The 11,190-nt window shown below is 69.0% G+C and carries 9 protein-coding genes; 1 reads left to right on the top strand and 8 read right to left on the bottom strand.

From position 1 onward, the window contains the following. Positions 1–340: 340 nt before the first annotated feature. Positions 341–1,675 (bottom strand): acyl-CoA dehydrogenase family protein, encoded by a 1,335-nt coding sequence (locus ACFPZL_RS06310; RefSeq protein ID WP_218114915.1) that lies wholly within the window; start codon positions 1,673–1,675, stop codon positions 341–343. Positions 1,676–1,929: 254 nt separating this feature from the next. Between ACFPZL_RS06310 and ACFPZL_RS06305 the strand changes: the two genes are divergently transcribed. Beyond that, on the top strand, positions 1,930–3,234 hold the full coding sequence (locus tag ACFPZL_RS06305; protein ID WP_218114916.1) for an acyl-CoA dehydrogenase family protein: 1,305 nt from the start codon (positions 1,930–1,932) through the stop codon (positions 3,232–3,234). An 85-nt stretch (positions 3,235–3,319) separates the two neighbouring features. On the opposite strand, the gene ACFPZL_RS06300 is transcribed toward ACFPZL_RS06305, so the two are convergent. The 7 genes from ACFPZL_RS06300 to ACFPZL_RS06270 form a co-directional block, all read right to left on the bottom strand. Beyond that, complete coding sequence (locus tag ACFPZL_RS06300) at positions 3,320–4,324, bottom strand: hypothetical protein (protein WP_218114917.1); 1,005 nt, start codon at positions 4,322–4,324, stop codon at positions 3,320–3,322. A gap of 80 nt (positions 4,325–4,404) precedes the next feature. Further along, positions 4,405–5,430: a sugar ABC transporter substrate-binding protein gene (locus ACFPZL_RS06295; protein ID WP_218114918.1), complete on the bottom strand. Its 1,026-nt coding sequence runs from the start codon at positions 5,428–5,430 to the stop codon at positions 4,405–4,407. Between the two features lie 74 nt (positions 5,431–5,504). Then, positions 5,505–6,545 (bottom strand): ABC transporter permease, encoded by a 1,041-nt coding sequence (locus ACFPZL_RS06290; protein WP_218114919.1) that lies wholly within the window; start codon positions 6,543–6,545, stop codon positions 5,505–5,507. A gap of 53 nt (positions 6,546–6,598) precedes the next feature. After that, positions 6,599–8,119 (bottom strand): sugar ABC transporter ATP-binding protein, encoded by a 1,521-nt coding sequence (locus tag ACFPZL_RS06285; protein WP_218114920.1) that lies wholly within the window; start codon positions 8,117–8,119, stop codon positions 6,599–6,601. Between the two features lie 161 nt (positions 8,120–8,280). Beyond that, positions 8,281–8,919, bottom strand: coding sequence for a membrane protein YczE (gene yczE / locus ACFPZL_RS06280; protein ID WP_218114921.1), 639 nt, complete (start codon positions 8,917–8,919; stop codon positions 8,281–8,283). Between the two features lie 187 nt (positions 8,920–9,106). Next, entirely contained in the window at positions 9,107–10,585 is a 1,479-nt protein-coding gene (locus tag ACFPZL_RS06275; RefSeq protein WP_218114922.1) for an APC family permease, read from the bottom strand. Between the two features lie 78 nt (positions 10,586–10,663). Further along, positions 10,664–11,190: VOC family protein (locus ACFPZL_RS06270; RefSeq protein ID WP_382334900.1), on the bottom strand; the 527-nt coding region annotated here is incomplete at its 5' end.

The raw sequence follows: 11,190 nt of genomic DNA, 5'->3' as shown, positions 1-11,190 counted from the left end.
GCCCGAGGCGGCCGGCGCGCCGGTCGCGCAGCTTGCGAGGGTCAGTGCGCCGCCGACACCGGCGAGGCCGAGAAAGGCGCGGCGCTGCAGCTCGGCGCTGCGGAGTTCGCGAAGGATATTGCGAGTAGTCATGGTTCCTGAAACTTCCTTGTTCACGGACTGGTGGATCGAGCGGATCGGCCGCTACGCCGTCGGGTTCGGCGGCGGGCGCCCGCCTGAGTGCTGTTGTATTCTGCCGAGCCGGGTCTCGGACGGTCTTTGGTCCGTCGCACAGTGAATCCGGTTCTTTCTGGTCGGCGGTCGGGTGAGCAGGCCTCTGCGTCCGGCTGCCGGGTCGCGATTACGGGATGGAGGGCACGACCTCCTCCTGCGGGACGCTGTAGCGGGCGCGGAGCAGGCTCTCGGCGCCGTACTCCAGGCTGTCGGTCCGCGTGTTCGCGGTGATGATGTCGCGGAGGTACCGCTGGAGACGCGCCTCGCCGGCGAGCTGCGTGGTGCCGGCGGTCTTCACGAGCGACTGCACGGCGTCCCAGACGAGCTGCTGCGCGACGAAGTGGGTATAGCTGAGGCGCGAGGTGCGCTCGGCCGTGAACGGCTGGACGCCGGTCGCGGATTCCTCCGCGTAGATCTCGTACAGGCGGGCGGCGTGCTGCACGCTGCCCGCCGCCGCGTCGATCTGTGCCTGGGCGATACCGTAGGTGCGGCGCCAGTCCTCGTGCTCGATGCGCTTCGAACCGTCTGCGGCGTACGGCGCCTTCGATCCGAAGATCACCCGCTCGTACTCGTCGAGCGCGGCGTAGCCGAGGCCGATGCAGACGGCGGCCACCTCGCCCTCGGCGAAGGCGCCGAAGGTGCCAGCGTAGACCGTGTTGCCGTGCAGCTCGCTGCCGACCGTGGGGCCCTCCCAGTCGCGCATCCAGTTGCACGGAACGACCATGTGCTCGGGCACGAACGCGTCCGCGATCCGGATCGAGTTCGAACCGCTGCCCCGCATGCCGAGCACCTGGCCCCAGTCGCCGATGATCTCGTAGTCGTCTCGGGGGACGACGAGCCAGGCCGACTCGCCCGTCTCCGGCAGCACGGCCGTCGGGTGGAAGTGCGTCGAGTAGGGTGCGCCGGAGCAGTAGCGCCAGAAGCCCGAGATCCGGTACCCGCCGTCGACCGGGGTCACTCGCACGTCGCTGCCACCGCTGCTGGAGCCCGGCGCGAGGAAGTAGTCGCCGACGCCGAAGATCTCGCGCTGCGCGCGCTCGGGCCAGTAGGAGCCGATCTGCAGGTTATGGCCCGCTCCCAGCGACACGCACCAGGCGGTCGACGGGCAGCCCCGGGCGATCTCGGAGATCAGGCGGAAGTATCCCGGGATCCCGATCTCCTCGCCCCCGAAGCGCCGCGGGCGCAGCGCGCGGTAGATCCCGCGCTCCGCGAAGAACTCGTGCACCTCCGGGCTGTACGTCGCCTCCGCCTCGGTGCGCGCCTGGTTGGCGCGCAGCGTAGGGCGGATCTCGCGGGCGCTCCGCAGCAGGCCGTCGATCCGCTCGCGCAGTTCGGGGTCAGCCTCGGTCGACGGGCCGAGGCTGCTCGGACCGCTCAGCCCGAAGTCGCTCGTGTCGGCCGGCGGGAAGAGGATCGCCGTCTCCCGCCGTGTGGAGCTCTTGAGAAATTCACCGCGCGACATGCGTGTGCCAGCCTTCCTGAGAGGGGGTCGATGCGTCTCCCCCGGGCGACGAGCACCGCCCGCCATCGGAGACGACTCGAGGACAAGAGCCAGCTTGGCCGACGGGAGTCGGCCGCCGATGTTTCCGCGAGACAGATATTCGGCGGAGTCATGTGCCGCCGACCAATCGGCCCGCCCGCCCGCGATTCCTAGGCTTGGCCCTGGATCTCTCGACCCGCGTCGAGCCGACTACTCGAACACAGGAGTGAAGAACGATGACCAGAGACGTGCAGACCCCGCCGGGCACCGCGCTGATGGACGGGCAGCGTCTGGGGGCGTTCGCCCCGGGGCCCCGGGGCGCCGAGTTCGATTCGGCTCGCCTCTACGTGACGAACGATGCGGATGCGGCCGAACTGCAGCACCTCCTGGACGTCGCCCGGGAGCTGCGCCCTGTCCTGCGCGAGCGGCAGCAGGCGACCGAGGATGCGGGGCGCTACGCGCCCGACATCCATGAGCGCTTCTGGGAGGAGGGCTTCTACCGCATCCTCCAGCCGCGCGCGCTGGGCGGACTCGAACTCGGCGTCGCCGCCTTCTTCCGCGTCGTCAGCGAGATCGCCCGGGGCTGCCCATCGACCGGCTGGTGCCTGTGCCTCGGCGCCGGGCACGCCCTGCAGATCGCCTCGTACTACGGCGAGGAGGCGCAGGCCGAGGTCTTCGGCGCCCGCGGGCAGGTCGTCGCCGCATCGAGCGGCGGCGGGCAGAACATGACGCTTGTGCGCGAGGCCGGCGGTTACCGTCTCTCGGGCACCTGGCGCTACTGCTCGGGCTCGCCGTACTCGACGCACTTCCTGCCGCTCGTCCCGAACCCCGCGGGCGGTGACGCGCACTGGCTGATCCTCGACCGCGGCCAGTTCGAGGTGCTCGACGACTGGGGCGACGTCATCGGCATGCGCGGCAGCGGCTCGAACTCGATCCGCGTCGAGGGAGCCTTCGTGCCCGACCGCCTCATCATCGAGCAGAGCTTCAACCTCTTCCACTCGGGCGACACCCCCGGCAGCGCGCTGCACGGCAATCCCGAGTACGGCGGCGTCTTCCGCGGCTTCGCGGAGGGCGAGATCGCCGCCGTGGCGGTGGGCCTCGGCTATGCCGCGGTCGACGAGCTGGTGGCGCATGCCGCAACGAAGAAGCTGCGCGGCACCGGAGAGCCGAAGGCGCAGCACATCGACTTCCAGCGCGCGACCGGCCTCGCCTTCGCGACCGCGGACTCGGCCGCCGCGCTCTCCACTTCCGGGGGTCGGCTCTATCGCGACAACGCCCGCCGCTCGGTCGAAGGGGCCGAGCCCTTCACCACCGACAAGGCGCTGCGCATAGCGAGCGTGTACTTCACGGCCGAGCGTCTCGTCTGGGAGACGCTCGACCAGGTGATGCGCGCCACCGGGTCGAGCGAGATGATGCGCGGCAAGCGCATGGAGCGCTACGCGCGGGACGCCGTCACCATCCGGTCGCGCACCGACCAGCTCGAATTCGACGCGAGCTCGGTGGGCGCCGCCTACCTGCTCGCGGAGCAGCCGGAGGCCTGACGCGCCGTACCGGTGCTCCCCGGGCGAGCGGAAGAACCCGAGCAGTCTGCGCAGACCGCTCGGGTTCTTCCGACGACGTCGGCGATCAGCCCCGATAGGCGATCGCGGGCATCTCCGCGTGCTTCACCCAGCCGGGTGCGGCATCGATCACGTCCTGCAGGCGATTGACCACCTGACCGGTGACCTGGTGGGCGCCGGAGGAGAACTCGGTCTCCATCCGCAGGTTCGGCACCCCCTCGATCTCCCAGGATTCCCCGCTGTCGTGCACGCCGGGCTTGAGGATGCCGGAGACGGTGAACTCGAGCAGCGGCTCTCCCTCGGCCTGCGGATCCCGCCGTACCCGGTCGCGCAGGCCGACGATCTCGCCGACGGCGATATCGCGGTCGAGCGCCCAGCTCCAGGTGGGCGTCTCGGCGAGCACGTACTCCGTCGTCACCGTGCGGGGCCCCTCGGGCAGGCCGAGCCTATCGGCCAGGCCGTCGAGCGCGGGCAGCGCGAAGGGCGGCCGCGGCATGTTCGGCTGCCAGTCGACCGGAGCTGGGTCGCCGTCCGGGCGCTCGCCGACGCCGAGGGACGAGAGGATCTCCGGCCCGCAGGTGTCGGGGTTCCAGCGGGACTCCCAGCGGATCGCGTCGACGCGATGGGCCGCGCCGATGATCTGCGCCCCGAGTCCGATCCAGAAGGCGTCCTCGTGTCCGCCGCCGTAGACGGTGACGCCGTGCTCGCGCGCCAGAGCGTCGATGCGACGTGTCGCGTCGGGCGAGGTGCGCCAGGGGTGGGACGCCTCCTCGGCGATCGTGATGGCGTTGGCGCCGGCCAGGATCACCGTCTCGAGGAACGGCTCGTGGTCCGCCAGATAGCTGTTCGTCGTGAGGATCACGATGTCGGGCTCCGTCCGTGCGAACTCGCCGGCGGCGTCGTCGGAGACGATCACACCGGTCGGCTCGTCGAGTCCGACGACCTCGCTCAGATCCTTGCCGACCTTCTGCGGGCTCCGCGCGATCGCGGCGACGATCGGGATCCCGCGCTGTACGAGCAGCCGTGCCGCGCTCGCACCCATCTCACCGATTCCGTACAGTGCGACCTTCATGATTCTCCTCTGCTCCATCCGTTCGTGATCGTGCGGGTTCGGGGGTGGGCCGGCGCGGTGCGTCGGCCCACCCCCGCGGCTCACCACTCCGCGGTGAAGAGGTCCGCGTTGCTCTGGTCGATGATGCGCGGCAGCTCGGGGAAGAGCTCGTTCACGTTCAACGCGGCGGGATCGGGGATCGCCTCGCCCTTCGCGGCTGCGATGGCACGGAGGCCCGCCTGGTATCCGAGCTCGTTCGGGAAGAGCGGCACGGTGCCGTACATGTCGCCGTTCTTCACGGCTTCGAGGCCGCGCTCGCTGGCGCCGTCGCCGATCAGCTTGACCTTGCCGATGAGACCGAGCTCCTCGAGCACCGGGATCACCGCGACGGTGGTGGTGTCGCCCGAACCGGTGTAGACGGAAGCGTCCGGGTTGGCGCGCAGCAGATCGGTCGCCACGGGGACCGCGGATGCGGCGTCGTAGGCGTCCTCGCCCCAGGCGACGAACTCGATGTTCGGGTGATCCTGCACCCGCTCCTCCCAGCTCTCGACGCGGATGTTCTCAGGGGTGTAGCCCTTGAAGCCGATGACCGAGACGACCTTGCAGGGGTCGATGCCCTCGCAGGCGTTGACGATGATGTCGAACATCTGGCCGTAGTACTCCTCGGGGTTCAGCACGACCGAACCTGCCTGGCCCTCGATCTGGATCTCGGTCGAACGCGGGTCCGGCCCGAGCGCCGTCCAGCCCGAGACGACCGGGATGCCCGCGGCGATGGCCTCCTCTGCGCAGATGGTCAGCGCCTGGCCGTCCGCCGCGTCGAGCACGATGGCGTCGTAGGTCTTCGCCGTGACGATGTCCTGGCACTTCTTGTCCTGGCCGTCGGCCGAGGAGTCCTCGGCCGCCACGAGGTCGACCGCGGCGCCCTGCTCGGCGCCCGCGCGCTCGACGCCGGCCAGCTGCGCCTTGGTGAAGTCCGAGACGTGGCCGACCAGGTAGGCCACCTTCACCTCACCGGTCGCGTCGCCGCCGTCGCCGCTGTCACCGCCCTGCCCCGAAGCGCAACCGGTCAGGGCGAGCCCCAGACCGAGCGCGCCTGCCACGAATACGCGTGTGCGTGTCTTTCCCATCATGTGCTCCTTCGCATCTTGATTTCTGAATGGTGAATGGGTGCGCGGGCGCAGACCTGCGCCCGCCTCGGTCCTCATGCCGCGCTGCTGCGCTTCCTGCCCCACACGTCGAGGGCGACGGCGAGGATGATGACCGCGCCGACGAAGATCTTGTTGTAGAGCGGATCGAGCCCGAGCAGGTTGAAGCCGTTGTTGATCAGCGCGAACAGCATGACGCCGACGACGGTGCGCCAGATCGCACCGGATCCGCCCATGAGCGAGGTGCCGCCGACGAGCACTGCCGCGATCGCGTCGAACTCGATGCCCAGGCCGGCTTGCGCATCGACGCTCAGCGTGCGGCTCATCGTGATGAGGCCGGCCATCGCGGCGGCCACGCCGCCGATCACGTACGTCCAGGTGCGCACCATCGAGACGTTCACGCCGGAGAGCCGCGCGGCGTAGTCGTTGCTGCCGACTGCGAAGATGTGCCGGCCGAACACCGTGAACTTCAGGATGAAGCCGCAGACGAGGGCGAAGACGATGAAGATGATCACCGGCGCGCGCACGCCGAGGAACAGCGGCGCCCGTGAGAGGGAGCTGAAGGCCTGGGCGGTCACCACCACGATGAAGCCGCCCGTGATCACGTAGGCGAGGCCGCGGTAGATCAACGACATCGCGAGCGTCGCGACGAAGAAGTTGATCCGGCCGTAGGTCACGATCGCGCCGTTCAGCAGACCGGCCAGGAATCCGACGCCGAGGCCGGTGAGCACGCCCAACGCGATCGATCCCGTCGCGTTCATCACCAGACTCGTGCTGATCGTCGCGACGCCGAAGATCGCGCCGAGCGAGAGGTCGAAGCCGCCGGCGATCAGCGTCAACGTCATCGCGCAGGCGATGATGCCGACGGCCGCGTTCTGGCTCAGGATGTTCAGGAGGTTGCCAGGGGTGAGGAACGCGTCCGACGCGAACGCCATGACGACGAACAGCACGACGGTCGCCGCGACGATGCCGTACTCGCGCAGCAGATCGAGGACGAGCGCCCCTCCCCTCGGACGCGTCTGGAGCGGGATCGAGATCGTATCCGTCGGCGGGTGCTCCACGCGCACACTGATACCGCCGTTGTCGCTGTTCTTCACTACCATTTCCCCTTGCATCGACCGTTCGGGCTTCGGACTCACGGTTCGCCGGTTCAGGCGAACGCGGCCGTGAGCACCGCTTCCTCCTGCGACTCGAGGTCGCCCGTGAACTCCTCGACGAGCCTGCCCCGGCTCATCACGTACACCCGATCCGACAGCCCGAGCAGCTCTTCGAGCTCGCTCGAGACCAGCAGGATCGCCATTCCCTCGTCTGCGAGCGCGCGCAGCACCTTGTAGATCGATGCCTTCGCGCCGATGTCGACGCCGCGCGTCGGCTCGTCGATCATCAGCAGCCGCGGCACGTCGACCAACCACTTCGCGATCGCGACCTTCTGCTGGTTGCCCCCGGAGAGCGTCGACACGGGGTCGGTGCTCCTGCCGAGTTTGATCCCCAGCTCGCGGATCATCTCCTCGATCCGCTGCGACTCCCGCCGGCTGCGAATGATGCCGCCCGGCGAGATCCGCCCCAGCGCCGGGAGCACGATGTTCTCGTGGATCGAGCGCCCCATCAGCAGCCCCTGCGACTTCCGCGACTCCGGCACCAGTGCGAGCCCGTTCTTCATCGCATCGGCCGGCGAACGGTGCGTGACGGGCTTGCCCGCCACCGCGATGGTGCCCGCGTCGACGGCATCGGCGCCGAAGACCGCGCGGAGCGTCTCGGTGCGCCCGCTCCCGACCAGGCCGCCGAGTCCGACGATCTCCCCGGCGCGGACGGTGAATCCGACGTCCTTCAGCACGCCCTGGCGGCTCAGTCCCTCCACCGCCAGCACCGTGTCGCCGGTGTGCGCGACCCGCTTCTCGGGGAACACCGAGTCCAGGCTCCGACCGAGCATGCCGAGCACGAGGCTGTCCTTGGTCTCGTCCGCAGTGGCCGAGGTGCGGACGCGCTGCCCATCCTTCATCACGGTGACGGTGTCGGTGATCTCGAGCACCTCGTCGAGGAAGTGCGAGACGAAGACGATCGAGGTGCCCTGCGCCTTGAGGCTGCGGATCACGCCGTGGAGCTGCTCGACCTCGCGGCGTGAGAGCGGGGCGGTCGGCTCGTCCATGACGATGAGTTCCGAGCTGCGCGCGAGTGCCCGGAGGATCTCGACCCGCTGCTGGTCGGCGACGCGCAGGTCCCCCGCGATCGCCCGGGGGTCCAGTCCCGAGAACCCGTACTCCTCGACGAGTCGGTCGAAGTCCTCGAACTGCTGTCGCCGGCTGACCATTCCGAGGCGCGCGTGGTGGCTGCCGAGGAACACGTTCTCGAGCACCGTGCGGTGGGAGAGGGTCGCGAGCTCCTGATCGATGATGGCGATGCCGTCCTTGCGAGCGTCGCTCGGTCGACGGTATCTGACCGGTCGGCCGTTGACGAGGATCCTGCCGCCGTCGGCCGAGACGGAGCCGGCGAGGATCTTGCCGAGCGTCGACTTGCCGGCGCCGTTCTCGCCGACGAGCGCGTGCACCTCGCCGCGCCGGATGGAGAGGTCGACGCCGCGCAACGCGCGAACACCCCCGTAGCGCTTCTCGACGCCGGTGGCTTCGATGTGGACGGAGGGTCGATCCGACGGTCGATCCTGAACAGCATCCACGTGTCTTCCCCCTGTCGGCTCCATCGCTTGATGCACCAACCTAGCCAGCCCCGGGAGCGATTCTCAACACTTAGAAGAAACGTTTGGGTCACTTCAGTAGTATCTGTGCTCGCGCACCAGGAACCTCCGGCAAAGAGGGCGGCCCGCACAGCGGCCGGGAACTACGACGGCCGGGCCGTCCCCCGCTCGCGGGCGAACAGGGGGATGGTGACAGCGCAGACCGGGCCGATGGTGAGCGCGAACGCGAGCGTCCCCCACCCGAGGTTGCCGCCCAGCAGTGCACCGACGCCGAGCACCCCGATCTCGATGCCGGTGCGCACCAGCCCGATGTTCCATCCGGTGAGGGCGTGCAGGCCGGTCATGAGGCCGTCCCGGGGCCCCGGCGCCAGGCCGGCGCTCAGATAGATCCCGGTGCCGATGCCGAGCGCCAGCACCCCTCCGGCGAAGAGCCCGAGTCGCACCGGGAACGGCAGTCCCGCCGGCACGACGAGCATCGTCAGGTCGACGAACGGGCCGGTGACCAGCACATTGATGACCGTGCCGATGCCGAAGCGTTGACGCAGCGGGATCCAGAGCAGCAGGACGACGCCGCTCACGACCATCGTCGAGAGACCGAACGTCCAGCCGAACGCGTAGGCGACGCCCTGCGCCAGCACGTCCCACGGCGGCACGCCGATCGCGGCGCGCGCGAAGAGCCCGATGCCGATCCCGAAGAGCGCGAGGCCGCCGAGCAGCCGGGCCGAACGGTTCGCCCATACGGTCGCGGCGCCGCGCGACGGACGGCGCACCGCTCTCAGCATCCGATCACTCCTCGCACGACGATGAGGCGGTGCGGTCGCCGCCGAAGCTCCCAGTCCACCCCATCCGGCGCGGGATCGCCAGGGGCGCGTGCACACCCGCGATCTGCTCCGTTGGTGAGCGGCACAACGGGGAACGCGCAGGCGCCCGGACGCCTCTCGGCATCCGGGCGCCTGCGCGCACCGCGGGTCACTCGTGGTGGATGAGGCCCGCGTAGCGCTCGGGGCTGCGCTTCTCGGCGATCGCCGCCGCGCCCACGCCGACCAGGAAGAAGACCACCGGCAGCACCATCAGCAGGGTGTTGAGGCCCGGATTGTCGACTGCACCGGAGAGCGCGGAGAAGTTGATCATCGCGTTGACCATGATCCCGCCGAAGACGAGGAAGGCCAGCAGCGGCGAGATCGTCGACACCCACACGTTCTTGCGCTTGTCCGGGTTCTTGCGGAAGTAGATGAAGATCGCGATGCTCGTCAGCACGAACACCATCATCAGCGCGAGCGAGCCCAGCGCGATCTCCCAGCCGAAGAACACGTAGGGGTCGATGCCCGAGAGCAGCCAGAGCAGGATCACGATGAGCGCGATCGCCGAGGTCGTCAGCGAGGCGATGTACGGCGCGCCGCTCTTCTGGTGCACGAAGCTGAGCTTCTGCGGCAGGACCGAGTGCCCCATCGAGTGCAGGTAGCGGGCCGCGATGTTGTGGTACGCCAGCACGCAGGCGAACATCGAGGTGAGCGCCACGACCTGCATGATCTGCATGAACACCGTGCCGACGTAGATCGAAGCGGTCTCGTACACGATCCAGAACTGCGCGGTCTCGTCGCCGTTCAGCAGTTCCATCACGCCCTGCGTACCCCAACCCTGGATGAAGCCCCAGAGCGCGAAGAAGTAGAAGACGGCAGCCGAGAGGATCGCGATGTAGATGGCCCGCGGGATGGTCTTCTCGGGGTCGCGCGCCTCGTCGCGGAAGATCGCGGTCGCCTCGAAGCCGAGGCCGATGCTGAAGCCGAAGAGCAGGGCGATCGGAACCGACCCGGAGAAGAGCACCTCGGGGGTGAACTGCTGCGTGAACGAGACGCCCTCCTCGGGTGTGCCTCCCTGGACCAGGATGGCGATGTTCATGATGATCACGAGCACCACCTCCGCGATCAGCACGAAGGAGAGCACCTTCGCGTTGACGTCGATGTTCGAGATGCCGAGGATCGCGACGACGACGATCATCGCGATGGTCCAGACGTACCAGGGCAGCTGGAACGCGTTCTCGCCGAAGAGGCCGACGAGCGTCTCGTTGAAGGTCATGCCCATCAGCGTGAACACGAAGCTCTGGAAGACCAGGTAGCCGGTGAGCGCGATGAAGCCGGCGCCGACGCCGACCTTCCGACCGAGGCCGGCCGTCACATAGGAGTAGAACGCTCCGGCCTTCGGCACGTAGCGCGTCATCGCCGCGAAGCCCGGCGCGAACAGCAGGAGCAGCAGCGGCACGACGAAGTAGACCACCGGCAGGCCCGCGCCGTTGCCGTTGATCATGTTCGTGGGCGACGAGACGAGGATCGTCAGCGGTGCGGCCGCGGCGACCACCATGAAGACGATCGCGAGCGGGCCGAGGTTGCCGCGGAGGCGGCCGGAGCCCGGCGCCGCCTCGGTCGCAGTGGTTGTGTCCGTAGACGTCATTGTCCTGATTCCTTCGATCTAGGTGTATACGGTGTGTGAATGGGTCGTCTGGATGACGGTGGGAGGAGCGGGCGCCGGTTACAGTGCGGAGCCCGCGACCTGCAGCGCCTTGAAGACACCGCCGCCGGGATCGACCACGACACCCCAGGTGCCGAAGCCATTCACGTTGTCGCGCGTGTTGACCGTGCCGCCGGCCGCGGCAGCGGCGTCGATGGCAGCGGACTGATCCGCAACGCTGAACCAGGGCAGCCAGTGCGGCGGCAGGAAGGGCCGGACCTCTTCGGCGACCTCGTAGGAGCCGCGCAGCGCCAAGCCCTCGGCGTTGCGGAAGAAGCAGACCTCGTGAGGCACGATCGGATCGTGCGCATCGCTCGGGAAGAGCGCTTGCTGGAACGCGATCTGCGCCTCGAGGTCGTGATTGGTCGGGTCGACGAGCGACATCCGGCCGAGTTCGGTCGACACGGGAACCGCTTGCCCCGGGGCCGGGACGGCGAGCCCGAACGGGGCGCCGAACGGATCGAGCAGCCAGGTCGCCTCGCCCTCGATCAGCATCGGTTCGGCCGTGCGCACCACGGTCGCACCGGCCGCGGTCGCGCGCGCCACCG

Origin of the sequence: Leucobacter soli (assembly GCF_042659205.1) — a bacterium.
Lineage (GTDB): Bacteria > Actinomycetota > Actinomycetes > Actinomycetales > Microbacteriaceae > Leucobacter > Leucobacter soli.
This window is presented reverse-complemented; position numbering and strand designations above follow the sequence as displayed.

Coding starts and splice junctions, on each gene's coding strand:
- ACFPZL_RS06310 (WP_218114915.1), bottom strand. CDS start 1,675: ATGTCGCGCGGTGAATTTCTCAAGAGCTCCACACGGCGGGAGACGGCG.
- ACFPZL_RS06305 (WP_218114916.1), top strand. CDS start 1,930: ATGACCAGAGACGTGCAGACCCCGCCGGGCACCGCGCTGATGGACGGG.
- ACFPZL_RS06300 (WP_218114917.1), bottom strand. CDS start 4,324: ATGAAGGTCGCACTGTACGGAATCGGTGAGATGGGTGCGAGCGCGGCA.
- ACFPZL_RS06295 (WP_218114918.1), bottom strand. CDS start 5,430: ATGGGAAAGACACGCACACGCGTATTCGTGGCAGGCGCGCTCGGTCTG.
- yczE (WP_218114921.1), bottom strand. CDS start 8,919: ATGCTGAGAGCGGTGCGCCGTCCGTCGCGCGGCGCCGCGACCGTATGG.
- ACFPZL_RS06275 (WP_218114922.1), bottom strand. CDS start 10,585: ATGACGTCTACGGACACAACCACTGCGACCGAGGCGGCGCCGGGCTCC.